Origin of the sequence: Flavobacterium hydrophilum (assembly GCF_003202405.1) — a bacterium.
Classification (GTDB): domain Bacteria; phylum Bacteroidota; class Bacteroidia; order Flavobacteriales; family Flavobacteriaceae; genus Flavobacterium; species Flavobacterium hydrophilum.
Map to the genome: position 1 here is coordinate 514,144 of NZ_QJHL01000001.1, position 23,978 is coordinate 538,121.

Annotated in this window: 11 protein-coding genes; 7 read left to right on the forward strand and 4 right to left on the reverse strand. The window is 38.0% G+C overall.

Going from position 1 to position 23,978, the window contains the following annotated elements; all coding sequences use genetic code 11:
• The 3 genes from DMB68_RS02205 to DMB68_RS02215 all read right to left on the reverse strand — a co-directional run bounded on the left by DMB68_RS02205 (nucleotide 1) and on the right by DMB68_RS02215 (nucleotide 7,735).
• Complete coding sequence (locus tag DMB68_RS02205; protein WP_110345037.1) at nucleotides 1-2,073, reverse strand: fibronectin type III domain-containing protein; 2,073 nt, start codon at nucleotides 2,071-2,073, stop codon at nucleotides 1-3.
• 2 nt (nucleotides 2,074-2,075) lie between these two features.
• Nucleotides 2,076-6,872, reverse strand: a complete 4,797-nt coding sequence (locus DMB68_RS02210) for a hypothetical protein (RefSeq protein ID WP_110345038.1) — start codon at nucleotides 6,870-6,872, stop codon at nucleotides 2,076-2,078.
• A gap of 251 nt (nucleotides 6,873-7,123) precedes the next feature.
• Nucleotides 7,124-7,735, reverse strand: a complete 612-nt coding sequence (locus DMB68_RS02215; RefSeq protein ID WP_110345039.1) for an alpha-ketoglutarate-dependent dioxygenase AlkB family protein — start codon at nucleotides 7,733-7,735, stop codon at nucleotides 7,124-7,126.
• 84 nt (nucleotides 7,736-7,819) lie between these two features.
• Here DMB68_RS02215 and DMB68_RS02220 point away from each other — a divergent pair, with 84 nt between their 5' ends.
• The gene (locus DMB68_RS02220) at nucleotides 7,820-8,587 is read left to right on the forward strand and encodes an XRE family transcriptional regulator (RefSeq protein ID WP_110345040.1); all 768 of its coding nucleotides are present in this window, start codon (nucleotides 7,820-7,822) and stop codon (nucleotides 8,585-8,587) included.
• A 38-nt stretch (nucleotides 8,588-8,625) separates the two neighbouring features.
• Here the strand turns inward: DMB68_RS02220 and DMB68_RS02225 are convergent, their stop codons facing one another.
• Nucleotides 8,626-8,805 carry a hypothetical protein gene (locus tag DMB68_RS02225; protein WP_110345041.1) on the reverse strand — a complete coding sequence of 60 codons (180 nt, stop codon included), beginning with the start codon at nucleotides 8,803-8,805 and terminating at the stop codon, nucleotides 8,626-8,628.
• Nucleotides 8,806-9,167: 362 nt separating this feature from the next.
• Between DMB68_RS02225 and DMB68_RS02230 the strand changes: the two genes are divergently transcribed.
• The 6 genes from DMB68_RS02230 (at nucleotide 9,168) to DMB68_RS02255 (ending at nucleotide 23,694) form a co-directional block, all read left to right on the forward strand.
• Nucleotides 9,168-10,769: a Na+/H+ antiporter gene (locus tag DMB68_RS02230; RefSeq protein ID WP_110345042.1), complete on the forward strand. Its 1,602-nt coding sequence runs from the start codon at nucleotides 9,168-9,170 to the stop codon at nucleotides 10,767-10,769.
• 416 nt (nucleotides 10,770-11,185) lie between these two features.
• A complete protein-coding gene (locus tag DMB68_RS02235) occupies nucleotides 11,186-12,061 on the forward strand; it encodes a tail fiber protein (RefSeq protein WP_110345043.1) in 876 nt (291 codons plus the stop codon).
• An 11-nt stretch (nucleotides 12,062-12,072) separates the two neighbouring features.
• Nucleotides 12,073-20,628: a LamG-like jellyroll fold domain-containing protein gene (locus DMB68_RS02240; protein WP_231131560.1), complete on the forward strand. Its 8,556-nt coding sequence runs from the start codon at nucleotides 12,073-12,075 to the stop codon at nucleotides 20,626-20,628.
• Nucleotides 20,629-20,702: 74 nt separating this feature from the next.
• On the forward strand, nucleotides 20,703-21,617 hold the full coding sequence (locus tag DMB68_RS02245; protein WP_124019381.1) for a hypothetical protein: 915 nt from the start codon (nucleotides 20,703-20,705) through the stop codon (nucleotides 21,615-21,617).
• Nucleotides 21,618-21,619: 2 nt separating this feature from the next.
• Nucleotides 21,620-22,012, forward strand: coding sequence for a hypothetical protein (locus DMB68_RS02250; protein WP_110345045.1), 393 nt, complete (start codon nucleotides 21,620-21,622; stop codon nucleotides 22,010-22,012).
• Between the two features lie 488 nt (nucleotides 22,013-22,500).
• On the forward strand, nucleotides 22,501-23,694 hold the full coding sequence (locus DMB68_RS02255) for a helix-turn-helix domain-containing protein (RefSeq protein WP_110345046.1): 1,194 nt from the start codon (nucleotides 22,501-22,503) through the stop codon (nucleotides 23,692-23,694).
• Nucleotides 23,695-23,978 lie beyond the last annotated feature (284 nt).

The following is a 23,978-nucleotide window of genomic DNA, read 5'->3' on the forward strand; positions in this document are numbered from 1 at the left end:
TTAAAATTTTAAACTGAAGAAATCCATTTTAGAAGCTCTCCCATCCTTAAAAACGGCTCTGATACCATATTTATAATTGGTATTAATAGTAATAGTAGGATCAGACAAACGTTTTATTTTTCCATTCAGCACCTGAATCAACTGCAAAGGCTCAGTATCGGAAGCCTTATAAATTTCAAAACCGTTTACCTCCGTATTCGCATATTCCCATGATAAATCAATAGTATTGGTGGTTTTGTTTACTTGTGCAAAAAATCCTTTAATAGCAGGCATTACCGAATATTTAGGCACAAACACAGCCATTTCGGGCGAGGCTTTAGAGGTTAAATTACTCTCGTCTTTAGCAAAAATGGCATAACGGTAAGTATTTCCTTCAACAACTGTTTTGTCCTGGTATTTTTCTTCTTTGTTTTTGGTATCCAGAATAAGTGTCCAGTCTTTCTGATCATTTTCTTTTCTGTATAACTGATGGCTGACCGCATCTTCGCTCTGACTGTTGACCCATTCCAGGAATACGGCACCTTCTTTTATTTCGAAATCTGAAAATATAGGAGAAGTAGGAGGGATTACATCAGGTTTTTTAATGATTAATACTTCTGAAAAATCTGACATATTGTAGCGATTATCGACAGCAATGATTTTATAATATACCTTAGGATTTAAGTTTTTAATCTGTACTTTATCTTCATAAGCAATAGATTCATGTGGGCTTACAGTCATTTGACTGAATTCTTCCTGAGCAGTATTTCCTTTATAAATACGGTATCCTAACAAGTCTTTTTCTTTGTTGGCTGTCCAGCTTAGTTTCACTACACCCAAACTGTCAATAATACCTTTTAGTCCCTCTGGTCTTGAAGGAGGAATAGAATCCACAGGTTGGACAAGCATAGGGAAAGAAGTTCTGTTGCTCCCTTGCTTTCCTATGGCAGTAATAGTAAAATAATTCGTTGACGAAAGTTTATTATACGTAACCGAACGATTTTTTGCAGGTATATTTTTAACAACAGTAGTATAGTTTTTATCGTCGCTGTCAGAACGATTTAATTCAAATCCGGAAATTTCAGTATCGCCTTCTTCCGGGAATTCCCATGATAAGGTAACGGTTGTATCATCCTTAAAATCCTTGACTTTTAGGTGAGGTACAAATTTTAAAATAGTACTTCCTTTTCCTGTAATAACTGCAGAGTAAGGGCTTAATTCTCCAAATGGAGAAATTCCCTGTATTCTGTAACTGTAAGGTTTGTTGTTGGCGATAGAATCTACATAAAAAATGCGGTTGTTATTCTCATTTTCCTGATTTAAGGAGGTGTACGGTTTGTCAGTAATTCTCTCAAAAGTCTTTTTATCTGTAGAGCGTTCAATGTAATAACTTCCGTAGACTTGGGACAACGTTTTAAAATTCCAGCTGAGCATACTGCTTTTATCAGTAAAATGAACCGTAAAATCAAGAGGTTTAGGTAAAGGCTCGTATTCTTTTAAGCCCACGAAAATTCCGCCGTAATCAATGTTTAGTTCATTTTCCGGAACATTTGACATTATCCTGTAAGCATATTTTTCATTCATTTTGGCTGTTTTGTCTTCAAAACCCAGACCGGCTTTCTTTGCGGTCTCAAAATCTTTATCAGCACTAAACAAGGCAAATGTAAATCGCTGTTCATTTTCTTCAGAAAGATTGACAATATTTTGGATCGTGCCTCCTCCTTCAATAGCAAAACTTTCACCATAAATAGCCTGTGCAATAATGGCAGCATTATCGTTGCTCTCGATAAGTTTTTCCCATGCTTCGAGAGGTTCAGGTTTTATAAGTTTGGCAAGAACCAGTTTTTCAGGTTGCGTTAAGGTTTTATTATCACGCGTTACGGTATATCTTTCTAATGTGTAGCCGTAAGTATTTAATTTTTTCCACGCGAGTGGTGTAGTAACAGCCCAGCGTAACAAAATTTTATCTTTTTGTACCCGGGCTATTACTTGTATTTCAGGTTTTTTTTCAGGAATAACTGCTTCTTCATTTTTACTTTGCGAAAAACTGAAACCTATTATGAAAAGAAATAGGATTGTAAATAGGGATCTCATGCTTAATTTGATTTGTTGAAAGTAAAAATAGAACTGGTTCCTGCCTGTCCGCCAGGTAGGGTATATTTCAGTTTAATGTTATAAAGTCCTTTTTTGAGATAAGGAAATTCTCCATTTATGATGTAATCATATTTTGCGATCATGGCCTGATTGGATGAATTAAGATATTTGTTTACAACTTTATAACGTAAATCGATAAAATCATTTTTAAAATAAAATGGCAGGTTGTAACGATAGGGCAGGTATTCTTTTAGCATAAAGCTGGTAGGATTGTTAAAGATATAATCCTGATACCATGCCATGGTTTCCACACCTTTTACAGGAGGAACACCTAAACTGATATTGGCAGCCTTGTCCAGTTTTAAATCAGCTTCCAGAGGATATCCCTTATAAATAAGCGGATAGATTTCATTGTTATAATAACTGTTGTCTAAAATAGCTTCAGTACTTACTAAGGGTTGAAATAATGTTTTTGCATTACCAATAAGTTCTGCTTCATCAAAAGGTTCGGTTGAACTATTTAAGGATTGTAAAGCATGCACATCCATGTAAATAATTTCTACTAATGTTTGTTTAGGTTTTTTTGCAGCCATTTTTTCCTGAAAAGTATTGTATTGACTGGTGTTGAAATTGTATTGTACTAACTCAATGGATTCTGCACCGGAAACAACTTCTTTAAGTTCATTGTCTTTTACATCTACATTGTTATCGTCAGTAAGATTTTGAGTTTGGTAATTTTCGGTTAAATTACCATTGGCGTCATTTTGTTTCTCCAGTGTCATTAACGATAAATTATAAGGTTTTGTCGCTTCCAATACAGGCAAATCAACAATCACTTTTTTCAAATCCGTATTATATCTAATCGCGGTGTTGGTTGTTTTATTTCCGGTTTTGTAAAAAGCTTGTTGGGATTGACCTGGCTTTAATTCAAACAAATACGACTGACCTTGTTTTAATACGATATATGCTTCTTTGCTTTCGTTTTGGTATACATATTTCTGATCAAATACAGGATAGCTGTAAGCAATATTGTTTACCGGAATGTTTTTAGGTGCTGCACCTGTGGTAAAGTTTCGGACTTCGTTTTCCATAGCAACCTGCCCTTCATCCATAATGGTTTTCCAGGTACCATTTACATTTTCCTGGAAGCTTACTTTAGCAGTTACCACTAAATTAGAATTCTGAGGTAAAACTTCACTGGAGTTAAAGCTTAATAAGTCTTTAGTGCTGTTCCAGCTTATAGTACCAATTACGGGAACACCGTCTTTTTTGATGGTATATTCTTCCAGTTTGAGTCGGTATGTTTTGGTTCCTTTATCATCTTCAAGGGTAAAGTTTTTATCTACAGGCATATTAAAGGCAACTTGTGGAATTGCAAAAACATCAACATCTTTTGATCCTTCGGTTGGGGTAACGTCAGCAATAGATTTTAATCCTGCTAATGGATCGGCATTTATAAATTCGCATTCTTTTCCAAACTGTAATTTAAATCGGAAACTGCCTCGTATGGCTCCTCCGAGTATGCTAAACTTACCGGCCATATAACCACGGATCCATAACGGATTAGGCAATTTGGCCTGCAGTAAAACAGCACCTCCTCCTTTGATAATCGATATTTTCTTGCGGACGAAAAGTAATTTTATGTTGATGCCCAGCTCTCCCTGCAGATAGGCATAAGATTGTCCATTAGCATACCATCCGTTCAAACCAATTTGTCCGGAGCCTTTACATTCAGCCTCACCGTAATCTTTTACCATAATATCAAATCCAAATCCGGCTTGAAAATTGGCATAAAACATTAAAAAACTCAAATTACCGGTTTTAATGCTGAAATCAGACCCAAATGCAAATCCTCTTCCTGCATCAATCATATTTTCATTACGCATATAATCGAGTTTGGATGCATCCACTCCCAAAAGTTGTGCAACTATAGCAGGAGGTGGCGGACTGGCAGGAATATCGTCACCTAACATAAAGTAACCGCCGGCTTCTACTTCAATTGATGCTACGGCTAATTTAATGCCTAATCGGTCAGTTGGAGTTCCCATATGGATGTACCACTTATCCGGTCCAAAATGTAATACGGCCCATCCGGCTCTGTTGCCGGATGCACGGCCTTTTATAAAACCTCCTGGAGTATCAATATATAAATCAAAAGACCCGTGTAAAGTTTTGGCTCTGAAATCATATTCTATAGCAGCAAAAGCATTGATTCCCATGGAACTTTTCACATCATTCGGATACAACGTAGCTGCAGCTTCTGATAAATTAGAGGTTTTCAGCGCTTCTAAGGCTACTTTGGACATCAGGCTTTCATTTTCGGCTACTGCTTTTAAAGCGCCTTGCAGTTCTTCTGCACCTGGTATTTCAAATGGCTGCATCACATGGCCTTCTCCATAAATACTGATTCTGTTGATGCCCCCGTGATTGTTAAAGGCGATTTCAAAACCGGCACCTCCCCAAAAAGCATCGGCAGTAGCGGTTCCGGCAAATTTGATCATGGCTTTTACCCCAAGACCGGAGTCGGCATCTGGAACATAATTAGATCCTGAAGCGGCAAATCGATTACTGTAACCGTCTTTTTTCATTCGGTAATAAGCACCTCCGCCAAAACCTTTAAAAGTAATAGCGCCAGCTGGGATATTAAGGTTATCCACCATAGCATCTACATACCAGTATCTAAAAGTGGTAGAACCAAAAATAGCATTGGCCTCAACAGATATTCCTCCTGAAAAATCAGCTTTCAGTGATCCCTTAAAACCTTTGCCGTAAACAGGGTCATTGTCCATTATCTCAATGCTTCCCTTGAATTTCATGCCGCCTAAGTCCGCAGCAATATCTACCCGTTCAAATTTTAAATGAGAAAATTTCCACTTTTGGATGCCATCGTCTTTTCCAAATTTACCTACGACATTAAACCTTGTCCGCCCGCTAAATTGATCTTTCATCAAATTAACAGATAGATCTATTTTTAAAGAAGCTGATACATCATCTGCTATAAGGGCAATTTCATGGATGGTGATTGGGAAATTGGCAACTTTAGAAGAATTCGGATCAGTTTCGGCTTCATTTTTATAACCAAAGTACTTCGCTTTGAAAATTGGGGTTACAGTCTGTAATTCCAAATCTTGAAACAGGATACCCTGAAATGCAACAGCTCCTTTTTCATCTTCATCTTCATCTTCTTCTTTGGCAGGGACAGGAGTGGTGGCAGCAGGAGTAGTAGTTTTTACTTGTGTCCCCTGAGCCATAGGGATTCCCATACCGGATAATTCAGGACTTTTGGTTTCCGGTTCCTGATCGGCATTGGGTTTGTTGCTTCCTTTTATGGTAATGCTTCCATTCAAAAAAGCTTTCGGTAAAAACTTGCCTTCCTTTACTTTTAATTCGATATAAGATCCTTTGTCAAATCTGGCAGTGGCTTTAAAAGCCTGAAAACAGACGTTTTCACTTACTTCTGCTTTTAATAAATATTCATTGTCAACCGGGTTGATAAGGGCATTATAAGCAATTTCACCACGTGTTTTGGAGGCACATTTTTTAGATTTATCCGATAATGGCAAAACAATAGCGCCATTAAATTTGGCATGCATTAACGAATTTGCCCGGAATTCCATTTCGATATGATCAACAGAAAACTGCCAGCCTGCGGCACTGCCTTTTCCTAAATCGAGGACATTGTCGGCAGAGAAATTTCCCGAAACGCCCATTCGGTCAATTAACAGATTGGTTGCTTTAAAAGTAAGTCGGTTATCGGTTCCTTTCTCTTTGAATTGGGATGGAAGAACTACCTTTAAAGAACTTACAAACAATCCTCTCCATAAATTCTCATTCCCGGGTACCAGGTAATCTTTTTGATAATCTTTGGGCCAGACTATAGAACTGGAATTGTGAAGGTCGCTAAAATCAATTACGGCTTTGTTCAGTTCAAAACAGGTTCCTTTATAATTGGTCAGTTGAAAAGTAGGCAGGGATATTTCTATCAGGATATCATTCCAGTTGGATACAATAGTTTTAAAGGAAGCCTGAACTCGTTTTTCAGATGGAAGCGGATTGTAACTGGCATCTACCGGTTCTAATAAATTTCTCGAAAAAACGATATCGGCCTCAAGCCCCAGTTCCTTAAAACCATTACAGTCTATAGTAACATACGTTTTATTCTTGATTTCTCCGGTATCCATATTCATACCGCCTTTTAAAATCAGCAATAAATTCTCACCGTTGATTTTTATAGGAACATCACCCAGTAAAACCAGATTAGTGTCTCCGACTAAGCCGCCTTTATGTGAAAGTTTAATATTGTTGGCTCCAAAAAATAATTGCTTCTGTTTTCCACCTTCATCTGTTTGAGGAAGAGTAATCCTTACAAAAGCGGTTAGTTCGGTATATTCCGGAGTAAATTTGGCATTGCTGATGCCTAACAGGTATTGTATGCCGCCAATGGTTTTTTTGATTCCTAACGGCAGTGTCGAAAGTTTTTTGGGTTCCAGAAAATCGGTAAGAAGACTCATGTTCTTGTCGATTTCTTCGCAGGTTGACATAGCCTTGCCTAAATCGTCGCTCGTCTGGGCCGAAATCGGAAAATGGCTTTGAATAAAAGAACTGGTAAATTCACTTTCTGCAGGAGCCGATATCGAAAATGGGCTAAGGACAGGATGCTGCTTTTGTGAGATGCTGTTTAATGACGCAGTTTGTTTCTTTTGGGTAGCGATTGTATCGTTAGAAAAACAAGGGCTGCTGCTAATAAATAAAGCAATATAGAATATACAATAAAAGAACTTCAGAGTAATTTTTTTCAATGTCAGACAGGTTAAGGTGGCAGATAAGGTTTATAGACAATAATATTTATGTAAATAAACACTTATGTAATCGATTAACGGCGGTCAAATATAGAATAAAATTAACAGGAAAAAATAGAATTTTTAAACTTTTTTTTAACATGTTTTTTAAGATGAATTTAAAAGCATGTATGTAATTATGTACAGGAATTCGAAATTCTTTTAGGGAAAAAATGGAGCTTTTTTAGCACAATACGGCTTAAATTTATTTGTTAAACCCTTCTGAAGGTTAGGTTGATTCTGGGTAATACATCTCGTGCGGTTTTAGGTACCTGATGTTGCCAGAAGCTGTTGGTAGAGCCTGCCATCAGCAAAAAAGTGCCATGATGTAAAGGGATTTCAAGCTGGGGAACCTCTTTACTGAATTTATGACGAAGCCGGAACATTCTCGTTTCTCCAAAAGTAACAGATGCGATATCCATGTTTTTATTACTGCTCATCGTCTTGTCGCTATGCCACCCGACACCGTCATTTCCGTTTCTGTAAAGATTAAGGAGTACAGCGTTAAAGTGTATACAAGTTTCCATTTCCACACGTTTGTGGATGTTTTGCAGTTCGGCTGGCCAATCTGAATTATTTTCTTCCTCATTTAAATTAGCGTTGCTATACCACGAAACCATTCTGGGTGCGGTAACTATTTTGTCATACATAGGCATATCATATTCCTGCCATTGCGTTTGGTTGAGTAAAGTTGTATAATAGTAGTCGGATTCTTCTTTCGAAAAAAAATTGTCAATCAGGAGCAGGTCAGCATCAGGAACTTCAAATATTTTTTTCCCTCCAGTACCGCTCGAAAATAGTTCGGTATCGTCAAAGAGTGTCATTTTTATTGTTTTAGAAAAACAAAATTAATACAGTTGGTAACAATTTTTTGTATATTTGCGGTTACAAATTGTAACAAATCTATTATGTCCTTATTTTCAGATAACATTAGGGTTTTAAGGGTTAGGCAAAAAATCTCACAGGAGAAACTCGCAGAAAATCTTCAGATTACCAGAGGGAGATATGTCAAATACGAAGATGGCACTTCTGAAGCTCCGTATGAAATTTTAAAAAAAATAGCATGGTACTATCACATGAGTATCGATTTGATTCTTTCGGTAGATATCCGAAAAATAGACATGCATCATTTACTGAAGCTTGAAAACAACAGGCTGGTTTTGCCGATTATGGTAGATCATCAGGGAGAAAATTTTATTGAAATAGTAACCCAAAAAGTAAAAGCAGGTTATCTTAATGGGTATGCAGATCCCGAATATATCGAAAGTCTCCAGCAAATTTCTCTTCCTTTTCTGGGACCGGGTAAACATAGGGGATTCCCTGTCGAAGGAGATTCAATGCCGCCACATGAAGACGGAAGCATCATTGTAGGTCGTTATATAGAAAGATTGGGTGATGTACAGGATGGCAAAACCTATATCCTCATTACTAAAAATGAAGGAATGGTATACAAGCGCCTTAATAAAAATAAAAAAAATGCTTTGGTGTTGGAATCAGATAATAATTTTTATCCAAATTATGAGGTCAGGCTCTCAGACATTATAGAAATCTGGGAATACCGTTGCAATATAGGGCGGACAGATAAAAAGCAGGAATTAAATGAAATTGAAGACCTGAAAGAATTGATTTTAGAAGTAAAAAGGGAAGTAAGGGAAATACGGAATAATAAACCGTAAATATGTTTTTTTAGTTTAAAACGGAATTTTGCATCCCGTTATGAATCTGCCGGTACAAGCACAGACTCCATGAATTTTCCGGTAATGATGGTTCCTTCCTCATCTTCCCATTGGGTAATGACATTTTCAATCAATTCAGGTTCAAATCCGATTACTTTCATGACAGGGCCGCCAAATTCTTGTCGGACATTCTGATTTTTTTTAAAAATAGCATTCATATATTTTAATTTTTAATTTGACCGTATAGGGTCTGAAATCCTCCTACGCAGATTTCAGACAATTAAATCATTAACTCTGATAATTCAAAAATAAGAGGAGCAGGGGCAAAATCATTTATAAGATAACGCTGTTTTATTATCAAATTTAAAGGTAGGTAAGAAGCAGTGTATTATATAAAGAATAGACCTAATCTAATAGAAATTAGCCGGCCACAGTATATGTTGGATTGATTCCGGATTTATTAATATACATATGCAGCTTCAGTTAATTATTCCTGGTTAAATAAAATTTTGAACGAATAGTACCCGAAGCTTTAAAATATTATATTCGTGCCGTTAAATAATACACCAACAACAGTAAAATGGAAAATATTACCGTAATTATTATGTTACTATTTGGGGTTGCATTCTTGAGCCTCATAAGCAAAAGATACAATTTTCCCATTCCTATTGTACTGGTGATTTGCGGGGTTATTATTAGTGTTATCCCAGGACTTCCGGTAATTGCTTTAAGTCCTGAAGTAGTTTTTATTATTTTTCTTCCGCCACTTTTATATCATGCGGCATGGTATACCAGCTGGTCTGATTTTAAACAAACTATTCGGCCGATAACTTTGGCTGCTGTAGGTTTAGTGCTATTTACAACCGTTGCGGTTGCAATTGTCGCCCATATGCTCATTGATGATATTTCCTGGCCGTTAGCTTTTCTTTTAGGAGCAATTGTTTCCCCTCCGGATGCGGTCTCAGCAACTTCAATCACAAAAGGTCTGGGTTTACATCCCAGATTGATTGCGATACTGGAAGGTGAAAGTCTTTTGAATGATGCTAGTGGCCTGGTGGCCTATAAGTATGCGCTGACGGCTATTACAGCGGGAAATTTTGTGTTGTGGCAGGCAGGATTGAATTTTGTTATGATGTCAGTTCTTGGAATCGCCATTGGTTTGGCTGTGGGGTACATAATGAGTTTTATCCATAAACGGTTTGTATGCGATGAGGTTATCGAAGCTACTTTAACATTGCTGACACCCTTTGCTTCTTATTTAATTGCAGAACATTTTAAAGCTTCTGGAGTTCTGGCAGTAGTGGCAACCGGACTTTTCCTTTCCGCAAGATCGGGTACCATTTTCTCGCATGAAAGCCGAATAATGACAGGGACAATCTGGAGTGTTTTAACCAATATTTTAAACGGATTGATTTTTATTTTAATCGGTTTACAGTTGCGGCAAATTATTTCAGGAATTGAAGACTATTCCGGCTGGTCGTTGTTTGTCTGGGGATTTCTGGTTAGTGTGACGGTGATTTTGGTTCGTTTTTTATGGGTAATTCCCGCAACATTGCTTCCCAGGGTAATTAGTAAAAAGATTCGTCTTCAGGAAGAATTCGATTTCCGGAACATGATTATTTTTGGATGGTCGGGAATGCGTGGCGTGGTATCAATGGCAGCTGCTTTGGCACTTCCGCTAATGATGAACGAGACAGAAGAATTTCCTTTGCGAAACCTCATTATTTATCTGGTATTTTGTGTCATACTTTCTACGTTGGTTATTCAGGGATTTAGTTTACCATGGCTGATCAAGAAATTAAAAATTGAAAAATACTCAATTCTTGCAGAAGAATATGAGATTCGAAATATCATTGTTTCCCAAACCATTAGCCATATCGAAGATAATTTCTCGCTGGTCAATGATGATTTACTCCATAATATCAAAAGTAAATATGAAGTAAAATTCAATCGCCTGCAAAAAACGGAACTTCCGGCCAACTTTTTCGGAAAAGGAAATCTGATAGGGGGTGAGATATTCAACGATTTTACGAAGCTTCAAATCGATTTGCTTAATGTAGAAAGGAATAAACTGGAATCGATGCATAAATCAGGTGCTGTCAACGAGGAAATTTTCAGGAAAATTGAAAAAGAACTGGATTTGGAAGAAACAAGATTGTGGATGGAGATGTATGAAGAGTAAGCACCTCTCTCTACGAAATGTTCTTATGAAAAGCTGCTCAAATGTCTGAGAATTTGCGCCATTATAAAATTTCTTAAAAAATAAACACCTGTCAAAGTCTTCGACTTTACAACCAAAACACAAAAGAAATTACATTTGTAAATGATTCGAATGTAGAAAATCAGCCACGAAAGTTTTTGGGTGTTGTATAGCTTTTTAGCATCCCATTCCCCAAAATAAATAATTTCTGACAGCTACTAAAAGAACCCGAAAAGTCTGTTCCCTTTGTTTTCAGGTGCTCGCCTGATTATTTTTCTTTTAGCTAATTTATTATATAGAAATGATTGTTTCAATTGAAAAATAAATATTTTATTTGCAAAAAAATTGAGAATTAGATTAATAATTTAACATAAACAAACCTTAATAAATCCTTAACTATGAAGTCAAAACTACTTTTTCTATTATCTTTTATGTTATGTGCTGTAGCATCAAATTATGCCCAGGTTTCAGCAACCCAGGCTGGCATTGCAGTACAGGGTATTGCCCGCGATGCTAATAATACAGCTATAGCAAGTAAAAATATCAACCTTACTTTTACTTTATATTACCTGGATGCGTCAAGTATTGAGCAGAAAATTTATGAAAAGGATGAAAATTTAATGACGGATACTTTTGGTATTTTTTCTTATGTAATTGATCCAACCGCTGCGAATAACAGCAAATTTGCCAACAATGTAGCGTATTTGAGAATAAAAAACGGTCAGGTACTGATCTCAGACGAAAAATTGCGTCATGTTCCTTACGCAATTTCTGCCAGCAATGGGGTTCCTACAGGATCGATAATGCCTTTTATTGGCACGACAGCGCCTCAGGGATGGGTAATCTGTAACGGACAAAGTTTAGTGTCTGTTCCGGGTGCCGCAGATTTGATTGCCTTGTTAGGGGCAAATACGGCTCCAAACCTACAGGGTATGTTTTTAAGGGGAACAGGAACCAGTCCTGTGAATTCTCAGGCGGGTCCTGCTTTAAAAGGTACTCAGAATGACGATTTGGAATCACACGGTCACGGAGTAGGGTCACTTGCTAACAGCACAAATGGTAGCCACACACATAGCTGGAAGTACGGGACAGAAGGGGATGACTCGGGTAGCGGCGGTAGCCATTCTGAATTTACAACGATTGGTGGTCCATCAAATGATGTAATGAATGCAGCAGGTGACCATAGCCATACGATATCCGGCTCAACAGCTGTAACGGGTGGTACTGAAACCCGACCTGTCAATTACGGTGTAAACTATATTATTAAACTGTAACCATCCCCATAATGATGAAAAAATTAATTATAACGTTAGTCCTCGGGCTGATGGTTACGGGCTTGTGGGCGCAGGTCGGTCAGGGCGCCAGGGTGGTAAACTCATCACAGGCGATTCAGAAAAACGGTTTTACCATACAGGTAGGACTTCCTTTTTTGGGACAGAACAAAAACACTTCAACACGAACAATACAGCCTGTAGATGTGAGGTTTCCATGGTCAACATTATACTTGTACAATACTTTTGCAGAAGAATCTTTTGATGTTTCTAAAGGGTATTTCGGGGATAAAATTTTGATCACCTGGGATTTGAGAAGCAATTTTGAGCTAATCAGCAGTATCAAAATTTACAAAAAAGAATACAGCGAACCGGATAGCAAATATGTTTTTGTAGGTAGTGTGGCACCAAGTGTGACACAGTACGAAGATAAATATGCAGAAGGGGGAGTGCTTTTTCAATACAAAGTAGTGGCTGAAGGCGTAAGCAAAATGGAAAGTCTGTATACGACTCATATTACAGGGTATGGATACAGAAATCCAACAGCAATTGTAACGGGGAATATAAGCTATGAAGGGGGTAATCCGGTTAAGGATGTTATAGTAATGGCAAGTACTGCCGGTAACAGCGTAAACCCGGGCAGCTCACTGGATATATCAGCTGCTGGTAGCGTAAAGATTGAAAATACCAAAACGCCAATTACAAATGCGGTAACGTATCAGGCATGGGTAAAACCTAAAAAACAATTCACAAATGATAGCGGGACACCGGTCAGATTGCTTCGACTTGTAAATCTGGAGGGTACGAACCTGGATGTATCAGCTAATTTACTGGCTGCATCAAAAAAATTGGCTGTAACAGTAGGAAACAGTGTATTCGAATTACAAAATTACTTTCCGTCAGGAAAATTAAATTCAAGAGGCGATGATCTTTTAGTGCCTGTCAGCGAATTTAATAACAGTTTCGTGCATTTTTCTGTAGTAATTAATGATGGAAAAGCGCCGTTGTTATTTATTAACGGAAGGCCGGTAACAGTAGCATATAAAGAGAGTGTAAACAGTAAATTAGTTGGTGTAGATGCAAATTATGCCGCACCTTATTTTAATGTTACGGTTCCTGTACAGGCAAATTCACTGAAGTCTTCTGGCGGAAATGCAACAGAATGGACAAAAGTGAATGTAGGGGGAGGAAACGATGCTTATATCGATGAAATACGAATTTGGAAAGCAGAACTGGAGACTACTGCCATCAGGACAGATTACGCACGCTATATCAGCGGTAACGACTCGCGTTTGATAGCATATCTGAGAGCAAATGAAAAAGTGGGACTTTATGCGTACGATTTGTCCAGAAATGGATTTAATTACAACAAAAATCACGGAAGTTTCGAAAATGTTGCCTGGGCTACAGGAGCAGTAAATTTCCCTACTGCGGATCAGTTGGGTATTTTGGGGGTTACAGATAAAAATGGTAATTATGAGATTACAGCCATACCGTATTCAGGTACAGGAGAGTCTTTTACTATCACACCTATGTACGGAAACCACAAGTTCGAATCAGCACAGCAATTAGTGTTTTTGGGACAAGGATCTGAGGTGGTGAATAAGGTAAACTTCATAGACAAATCTTCTTTCAGTTTCAAAGGGGTAGTGCAGTATGATACCAGAGGAGTTTTCCCTTCATTCGTTGATATAGATACGAAGACGGCTTCTAATAAGGGTACCTCATGGATCAGTGGTCCTGGTATTCTGGATGAAGGGTACAATTACTACCAGCTTTCTACTGGCGAAAAATATGCAAAAGGACAATATTGGATGAATACAGCAGGTACTCCTGCAGATAAATCAGACGATTATTTAGACAGATATGCGGCCATTTTTACACAGGGCGCTAATGTGTATATAGACGGAAATATTGTATTGGACAAAAACAACGTACCTGTTGTCACGGATGATAAAGGTTTCTTTGATATCAGTGTGCCTATAGGAAACCACTATGTTACAGTAAAAAAAGAAGGTCATGTATTTACCTATAACGGACGTTTCCCTGCAAATGACTTTAAGGAGTTTTTTGAAGACTCAAATGAGCCTGTGGTGTTTGTTGACAATACCAGGGTAACGGTAGCGGGTAAAGTTGTGGGTGGTCCTGTAGAAGCAGCCAAAGTAACAGGTTTTGGAGATAAAGGTTTAGTGACCAAAACAATCAAAGATACCAATGGAAACACACTAACTGCTGAAGTAAGTGCAAAAAACAATATCGGTACTGCCAGTTTTACTTTAGGATATGCACCGGTTGGGGCGAATGTTACGCCTTATACGAAGTATAACTTTTTAACAAACGCCGCATCAGGAGAGTATAGAGTTGACGTAATGCCGTTGAGATACGACCTGAAAGCCGAAGATTTAAAAATTCCAAGCTCAACACCGCCTCTTTCATTATTAAAATCGGGTACTACAGAAGTATTTGATTTTTCTAAAGTAACGGTTCCTGTAACACCTGAATTCAGTTATACAGACGGAACAGTCGAAAAAAAGGAAATAGGAAAACCATACCATTATGAGAAGAGTTTTACGTATCGTTCTACGCCAACATTAGAGGTAACACAGCAGACTTCTGATACATCGATTGATGTAGATGGGACCTATATGTCGACTGCCGGATTTGCAAATCCTGTATATACACAGTTTCATTCGTATAAAATTGTGCTGAACCGTTTTGAACGTTATACAAACAATGACATAGCGCCTGCTGTTTCGGTAACAGTACCGGTAACAGATGGGGAGTTGATTAAAAACAACAACCTGGCGTTGGCAAATTCTGAAAACGTTACGGTAAACGGCAGTAATTTAACGTATACTTTTAAGGCTGGATTGCCTTCGATTACACCTCCATTCCAAATTAAAAGTACATTGAAATACAGGATAAATGAGGTAGATTATGATGTTGAAAATTATAAGGATACCGGGGTTATTTTAGGAGGAAAAGCAGATGGAAGCCAGACGTTTGTAACGGCGGCTCCGGATGTTCCGGCTATTATTTTAAGAGATCCGCCGGGTTCTAACAGTTTTGCTACTATCGAAAAAGGAGAGAGTGTTTCGTTTACATCTGAGGCCTCTTTTGCACATCAGGAAGGTGCTGCTGAAGAAGTGAAGATTGGGGCAGGTGTATTTTTTGAACTTCAGGGTGGACTGGTTCCAACACCAAAGGTGACAATTGAAACAACAAACTCTGCTATCGTGGGGATTGGTCTTAATAATACCTCTGAGGATGGAAATACGGTAACGAGCACCTATACATTTAACAAAGCAATCTCAACCAGTGATGCCACGGATTATGTGGGTGCAGATGGAGATTTATATATAGGGAACTCAAAAAATATATTTTATGGTTCCTATGATAATGTGGAGGTGTCTAAAACAATACCTAAAAAATATGTAAATGGGGTTACTGTACAATTGCCGCAAGGTGACTATGTAAACCTGGGTACTGCAGCTGCTCCTGTATACATCAGTAAACAGAAAGCGCTTAGTTTTGTAGACAAGCCAACCGAAACATTTTTCATGTATTCTCAGAAACACATTTTAACCAATCTGATCCCGGAATACGAATTGTTTATTTCAACAAGCTTAAACGGACCAAATCCAAATGCTGCTGAAAACGTCCAAAAAAGGGAAGAGTATGCAGAAAAAATAAGATTATGGCGAAAAGTAATTCTGGACAACGAAAAAAGCAAATATGCAGCTAAAAATGACCGTTCAGGATACAAAGGGAATTTGGCAAATGTGATAACCGGCTTTAATGATAAAGTTAGTGGGGTATATAACGGTACAAGTGATCCGGCAGCAAAATCAAGATTAACGAATCAGCTGAAGGAATCAAAAGACATCAAGAATTTACTGGATGCGAATTTTGAAAAAAATATTTCATTTGATTCTGGTGTCGGGGAGTACAACCAAAGTGTAGAGACAAGTGTGGTTTCAGCATCCACTACATCCTATAACTTAGTGATCGACGAGTCGGTTGCAGCTGTAATTGGTACTTCGGTAAATAAGGTAGGGGTTGAATTCAATACAAAAGCATTCTTCCAGCAGGATATCAATTCTTCATTAGCGAAGGAAACGACAAATACGACAAATATAAGTTATACCTTAAAGGATAATGACCCGGCAAACTTCTTAAGTGTGGATGTCGTGAATGCTTTTGATGGAAATGGCCCTGTTTTCATTACGCAGGGTGGAAGGACTTCTTGTCCTCAGGAAGGAGCTGAGCTTTCTTATTTCTATAACCATACAGATTATAATGAAGCGGCGGCTAAAATTAAAATTGATGAATTGGCTCAGAACAAGCGTCAGCCATTAACATTCGCTACTCAAAAAGTAGAAGTGCCGGTATTGACGGTAACGGATAACGATATGAGCAATATCGTAGAAGGAAAAAATGCGGAGTTCGAATTGAAGCTGGAAAACAACAGCATGTCGGGATCTGATGCGAATTATTTGCTGAAGGTTGACAATACAACCAATCCAAACAATGCGTTGATTAACATTGAGCAAAACGGAACAATTGTATTTGTACCTTACGGAAAAACGACTACGTATAAGCTGACTTTGGCGAAATCCATTTCAGATATTTACGAATACAAAGACATCCGTATCGTATTGCAGTCATTATGTGACGGCGAGGATGTGAGTTCATCTGTTTTGGTTTCGGCACATTTCGTTCCGTCCTGTTCTCCTGTAACGGTTAGTGCTCCGTTGAATAACTGGGTGCACAACATGGAAACGGCATATAATACAGACGGTACGACAAACCCGCTGTTGATTAACGTATCAGGATACAATACGAAGTTCAGCAGTTTCAAAAAAATAGATTTGGAATACCGTTTGGCGACAAGCCCGAACTGGATTCGTTTACAGACGTATTACGGTTCGCAGGCATTCTATGATGCAGCGGTGTTAAATAATGAAACGCAGATAACCTTTATTGGTTCAAGTGCAACTCTGCCATATAATTTCGATATCGCGGCACTGAAGCTGCTCGACGGAAATTATGAAATCAGGGCGAGAAGTACCTGTACGAATAATACAGAATATATATCTGATGTAATTACCGGAAGGGTAGATTTGCATGCACCGCAGCGTTTTGGTACGCCGTTGCCTATTGATGGTATTTTGGGTGCGGGTGAAGACCTGAAAGTAAGTTTTAACGAACCGGTTTTTTACAATTCGGCTGTAAGTACAATTGAAATCAAAGGACAGACCAACCAGTTGCCAGTAGACCACAATGTCTCACTGCGCTTTGACGGAACTGCAAGCACATCGGTTATAAACAGTCCTAAAATTACATCGGGTGATCTTACATTTGAGTTCTGGATGAACAACAGCACGACGGCTGCTTCAGCGGCTATACTGGCACAGCAGGAAGGTTTGAGTATCCAGCTTAAAAACGGAGAAATCTATTTTAATATCGGGGCAGTAACGGCAAATGGTCCGGTGACAAAAGACAATTTGTACCATCATTATACTTTTACGCACAAAAACAGTACTGGCGAAGTACGTATTTACGAAGATGATAAAGAAATTGGAGTAAATACAGGAACCGCAAACATGCAGTTTTCGAATAACAATGGCTTGGTAATAGGGGGGAATTCATTTGTGGGGAACATGCACGATCTGCGCCTGTGGAACAAAACTATTGGTTTAGATGAAGCTTACGCTAAAATGTACACAAAACTGATAGGAAACGAAGCAAATCTGATTGGCTACTGGCCAATGGATGAAGGTCGTGGAACCCTGGCAAACGATAAGGCAAGGTACAAGCATGCAGTTGTAAAAGCCACATGGGATATCAAACCAAAAGGAACTTCTTATGAGTTCGCTAATGGGCAGAATGTAGCATTAACGAATGTTAACTTCGTGCAGCTGACCAAAGAAATGGATGCTACGGTATCATTCTGGGTAAAAACAGCAGTGTCTCAGGAAGCGACCCTGTTTTCAAACGGAAAAGGGGACGGTACAGACTTGGTACAGTCAAATGGACTGGCAAATAAATGGGCCATTAATATGAAGACGGACGGTAACCTGACCTTAGAAAGTGAAGGACGTTCGTACAAACTGACAAATCAGAATCTGGCAGATGGCAACTGGCACAATGTAACATTGTTGTTCAATAGGCTAGGGTCTTTAAAAACGTATGTAGATGCAGCTAATGTTTCATCAAATCAAATGGCGTCTATCGGTGGTTTCTCAGGAAGCAAAATATGGTTGGGAGCCCGCGGATCTGTAGATTTGGCGAATAACGAAACGATCGACAGGCCTTTTACGGGTAAAATAGACGAATTCCAGTTATGGAATACCCTGCGAAACGAAGAGCAGATCAGCAGGGACAGATACAATGAAGTAGATGTTGCCAGTATCGGGTTATTGTTATATTCAAGATTAAACGCACCGGATCCGGCAAATGCAAACGGACCGAGATATTATCATGCCGATGTTAATCAGACGGTAATTGCTGATAATGCGGTTTTAAGTAATGGAACGGTAAACTATTCTAATGATACTCCTGCTATTAAGCCGGAAAGGGCATTGATCAAATTCTTGGTCAACCATATCATCAACAAAGATGAAATGATACTGGAACCAATAATTACAGATTGGGCTTCACTCGAAGGACAGGTTGTAGATGTTACAGTGCATAAAATGTACGATAGTGCAAACAATATGCAGCAGTCTCCGGTGACCTGGACCGCTTATGTAAAACGAAACGAGGTAAGCTGGTTTGCAGAAGGGTATAATGAAGTGGTGGATATTGTAAAAAATACCGGTGCTTCAAAATCATTTGAAATTACCTTGTTGAACAAAGGAGGAAAAGGACAGCCTTTTACTATTACAAACATACCAAAATGGTTAACGCTAAGCAGTAAATCAGGTACAATAGCACCAAACAGTAAAATCATAATTACGGCGGCGATTGACAAAGAACTGACGGCAGGGGAATACCTGGAAAACATGTACTTGCAGACCGACTTTGGGTACGACGAAAAAATGCAGATTAAAATGAGGGTCTTAGCACCTGATCCGGGATGGACAGTAAATCCGGGTGATTTTAAATACAGTATGAATATCGTGGGAAGAATAAAGGTTGATGGACGTTTTTCGGAAGATTCGTATGATAAAATTGCGGCATTTTATAACGGTCAGGTTAGAGGTGCTGTAAACTTGGTGTACAACGCAGCATATAAGGAATATTATGCCTTCTTAACAGTGTACAGCAATACGGCTTTCGGCGAAGAAATCGAATTTAAGATCTGGGATTCGTCTAAAGGCGAAATTTTACAGGGAACGCTGAATGGTAAACTGTCAGTGACATTTGAAGAAAACGAAACAGTTGGAAAACTAAGTTTGCCGGCTATTTTCGAAAATTCGAATTTGGTCGAACAGCACATAAACTTTAACAAAGGCTGGACCTGGGTTTCTTTCAACGTAAACGATGCCAATTTTTCAGATCTGAACAAATTGACGGCAAATTTAAAATTAGAAACCTCAGATCGTATCCTAAGCTATGCTCCGGCACTTTTAGAGACCTATTTCAAGGACGGATCAAGACCGGCAAACAGTGGCTGGTCAGGGACAATCAGTGCTAATGGTGGTGTTGGTAACACCAAAATGTATAAAGTATATACGGCACAGGAAAATCCATTAATTATTACGGGTGCTTCTGTGAACGTGTCAGATTGGAGTTTCCCAATCCAGAACAACTGGAACTGGCTTCCATATCCGTTAGCAGGCAATCAGTCAGTAAATGAAGCACTGGCATATTTTGATGCGGCTGATGGTGACGTGATTAAGTCGCAAAACTTATTTGCGATCTATGATCCTCTTGTAGGCTGGAACGGAACCCTGAATTATCTGGAAGCGGGCAAAGGCTACATGATCAAATCAAGCAAGGCTCAAACCTTCAAATACCCGGGCTATTTGGCAAATACGGCCAAAAACAAAACAGCTAAAATTACAGCTCAGGAAGCAATTCCGCAACAGTTTAAGCAGTATCCGGACAACATGAACGCAATTGTTTTATTGCCGGAAGGATATAAAGAGCTGTACGCCTATGATGCGAATGGAATTTTGAAAGGCGAGGCAAAAACACAGTGGATAAACGGCAAAGAACTGAGTTTTATAACAGTCTATGGCGATAAGCCGGAAACATTATCTTTTTACATCGGCGACGGTATAACGAAGAAAAAAACAAGTAAAACATTCAGTTTTGCGGGTGAGAATGTACTGGGAACTTTTGCACAACCGGTCATTATTGACGAAGCGGCAGCAGGTATAAAAGTATATCCGAATCCGTTTGATAATGAAATTACAGTAGAGCTTTATGCGGCCGAAAAGCAGCAGGTAGTACTGCAGTTGGTTACGTTAACCGGCCAGTTGCTGTCGGCTGAAAAACGCACATTGACCGCCGGGACAAATCTGCTTAAGATAAATCCAATTGTAGCTTCAGGAGTATATTTGCTGAAAGTAGAGATCAATGGTCATACAGAAATTTATAAAGTAATTAAAAACCAGTAATCACATAATCCGACTCCCGTAGAACAATTTAAAGTTTTATGGGAGTACCGGATTAGGGATAGAAAATGAAAAAGATGAAAAAGTATATATACAGTATGTTGGTGCTGCTGTTAGTAGCCGCCAATGTACACGGACAGTCACCCAACTGGTCGGTTAATGAAAATAATTTTCAGTACACAATGACGTTTGTTGGCTTTTTGAATGTAGACGGTACTACTTTAACAAGTGTAAATGATAAAGTAGCGGCCTTTGCAGGAAATGAGTGCAGGGGGGTAGCAAATTTGACTTATGTGGCAAGTCAGAACAAGTACTTCGCCTATCTGACCGTTTTTTCGAATCAGAATAATGAGCCTATTAGTTTTAAAATTTACAATTCGGCAAAAAACGAAATTAAAAACATAGACAAAACTAAAAATTTCACAACAAACGAAAACTACGGTAATCTGTTTCAGGCGTATAGTTTTGCAAGTCCGGCTTTAAGTACAGAGGCAGGTTTATTCAATGTGGGTTTTAAAAACGTACAGAGCATAGACATGGCTATAGACGGTAACGCAGTTACCGTGTACCTGTGGCCCGGACAGGATCTGACAGCCTTAAACACGGTATTTCAGGTAAGCCCGGGGGCAGAAATCTATATCGGAACAGTAAAACAGGAGTCTGGGACAAATGCTATAAACTACACAAATCCGGTACAGTTTCAGGTGTTATCGGCAGATCAGTCGGTGCTGAAGCAATGGACAGTAACAGTTAAAAAAGGTTCCGGAAATGTCGTTTATTATAAAAAAGATGCAGTATGTTATGAAGGAGGGGCAATTAAACTGTTGTACTCCCAGGAGGGCGAAGCGGTTCGTCTGATAACAGGGACACTTACCTTGTCAACACAAACAATTACAAACGGACAGGTAGTTTTTAATAATTTAAACGAAGGAACATATAAGGTGATAGTCGGAGGCGATGTAAAAGAAATTGTTATTAATCTAAAAAAATAATCATGAACAATAAAGTAGCTGTTTTTTTAACAATTGTTTTAGCGATGTTGGTAAGTTGCTCTCCTGAGGACGAGCCTCAAAACATCATTACGGCAGAAATAGCCTATGTACATAAAAATGGTTTTGCTGTTTCAACGGGAGAATGCATCAATCCGGATGAGGAGTATGCGATAGCAATAACGGCCAAATTCAGTAAAAAAAGAGGATCAGATAAACCGGTAGCGGTCAGATATACGCTGAACGGAGTAGAGCACGTGATGACTTTTGAGCAAGATGGTACACAATTGCTGGGTGTAGAATTGATAAACGGTGTAAATCAGGCACAAATCGTGGGTACGGATTACAAAGCACAGGTTTCATTTTTCTCACACGACGATTTTGAGTTGGTACGATAATGCTTTTTGATATATAAATTCAGGATATTGAATATGCTGTTAAATCATTTAATAGTAAAAAAAATGGGCTTTTAAGCCCATTTTTTTTATCTGATTTTTTTTAGGTAAGATTACAATTTCTTGTACATATTATAATTTCCAACAATTTTGAAATACTAAATGCTAGTAACAGCTAGCCAGAAAGAAAATAGAAACAAATAAGTAAGAAATTATTTCTTTTTTAAGGGTGGGGTTAAAATAAATGAACTATCTTTGTTTCTTTAAAGTGTTGTTTTACAATTATTTGTGAGTGATTAGGTAGTATTGTAGCTGTTGAGTCAGGATTTTCAGGATTAATAATTCCCGTTAAGCCAATTATCATTAATTTAAATACTGGAAGATAAATAGAAAACTTTCTCGTAGCATAGCAGTTGTAAAAACAGCTTCAGGGTCTTTTGTAGTTATTCAAAAGCACATGATTACGTATTTTAATAGTAAAAATAAAAATGATGAAGGAGATACTACTTTCATTTTACTTTTTTATAGCGGCAATCGTTGGATTTGCAACTTCCTTTAGGATAATTTTTTCAAAGAAAGATTATGAAAAGAGCTTTTTCCTGGGACTGTTTTTGTTTAGTCTCGCAGTGGTAAGTATTTACAATTTTTATTTGTCCGCATATAATATTAAGAATTTCCCTGATCTTATTGGGATCACAAAATCATTTATATTTCTGGTAGCTCCATGTGCTTTTTTATATGTACGAAAGGTATTGTTTCCATATTCCGTTTTTAAAAATTACGATTGGCTTCATTTTTTGCCTTTCTTGATTTATTTTTCGATCACGATTATGGTATGGATTGGAAATTTCAGCAGCTTTTATTTTGTCGATTACCTTTCTGTAAAAACAAACAATCCGTTTTCCGTATTAAGTCTGAGCGTTTGGCTGTTATATGCATTTTGTCAGACCATGATGATCTTAAATTATGATATCAAAAACTTGAAAGAAAAGCAGCTTCACAATAAAAGAATAATAAACTGGATCAAACACTATAATTTGATGGTTCTGTTTCTGTTTTCAGCACTTTTTCTTCATTTCTTTTTAGTGCAGACAACGAACAGCATAGATTACTCCTGTTACGTATTAATTTCTTCGGTTCTCGTATTTACGGTATACTGGCTTTATTTCAAACCACAGCTGTTCTATGATTATAAGGAGGATGACTCTGATTATAATGGGAAAGAAAATATAGGTTTTCTTGCCTCAAAAGAAGCAAAAAATGCCATCAATATAGTCAAAGAATTTCCGCCTGAAAAAAAACAGCTGTATCTTGCAAAACTGGATAGTCTTTTTACCTCCGAAAAACTCTTTTTACAAAAAGATCTGATGATTCGCAATATTGCCGAAAAAACCGGAATTACGATACACAATCTTTCTAATTTAATTAATTCAGAATTTAATATGCACTTTCAGGACTATATAAACCTGAAGCGTATCGAATATTTCATGGAAAAAATAAACGATCCTGACTGGAAAGATTTATCACTCGAAGGAATGGCATGGGCTTCTGGTTTTAAATCCAGGACCACCTGCTTTAGGGCATTTATAAAACATACAGGAAAATCCCCTTCAGAATACTTCAAAATAATCAGGCTAGGTGTTGAAAAAGACCATTCTTATTTCTTAAAACAATCTGTAAGTTGAAGTAGTGGGCCAGCATCTGATTATTAAAGAAAAGCAACAATGAATTCTAAAATATAGGGTTAATGTAGTGCTGCAAAAAAATAGCAGGCGATAAGATCTGTCCAAAACTATTTTCAGTAAAAAAGCAAAACCAAAAGAAGGTGTTTTTATAAAGGAATACAATAATTTAAAAATTCAGGATTTCATCTGGGTTTTTACCTGGATCTGAAATCAAAAAGAAGATCGGCATCTTCATAATGAAAATGCACTTCTAAAAATTAATTTTCATCAAAGAGGTCATTTTT

What these genes read in the sequence shown, in the direction of transcription:
- DMB68_RS02205 (WP_110345037.1), bottom strand. Translation starts at nt 2,073, where the DNA reads ATGAGATCCCTATTTACAATCCTATTTCTTTTCATAATAGGTTTCAGT.
- DMB68_RS02215 (WP_110345039.1), bottom strand. Translation starts at nt 7,735, where the DNA reads ATGACACTCTTTGACGATACCGAACTATTTTCGAGCGGTACTGGAGGG.
- DMB68_RS02220 (WP_110345040.1), top strand. Translation starts at nt 7,820, where the DNA reads ATGTCCTTATTTTCAGATAACATTAGGGTTTTAAGGGTTAGGCAAAAA.
- DMB68_RS02225 (WP_110345041.1), bottom strand. Translation starts at nt 8,805, where the DNA reads ATGAATGCTATTTTTAAAAAAAATCAGAATGTCCGACAAGAATTTGGC.
- DMB68_RS02230 (WP_110345042.1), top strand. Translation starts at nt 9,168, where the DNA reads ATGGAAAATATTACCGTAATTATTATGTTACTATTTGGGGTTGCATTC.
- DMB68_RS02235 (WP_110345043.1), top strand. Translation starts at nt 11,186, where the DNA reads ATGAAGTCAAAACTACTTTTTCTATTATCTTTTATGTTATGTGCTGTA.
- DMB68_RS02240 (WP_231131560.1), top strand. Translation starts at nt 12,073, where the DNA reads ATGATGAAAAAATTAATTATAACGTTAGTCCTCGGGCTGATGGTTACG.
- DMB68_RS02245 (WP_124019381.1), top strand. Translation starts at nt 20,703, where the DNA reads ATGAAAAAGTATATATACAGTATGTTGGTGCTGCTGTTAGTAGCCGCC.
- DMB68_RS02250 (WP_110345045.1), top strand. Translation starts at nt 21,620, where the DNA reads ATGAACAATAAAGTAGCTGTTTTTTTAACAATTGTTTTAGCGATGTTG.
- DMB68_RS02255 (WP_110345046.1), top strand. Translation starts at nt 22,501, where the DNA reads ATGAAGGAGATACTACTTTCATTTTACTTTTTTATAGCGGCAATCGTT.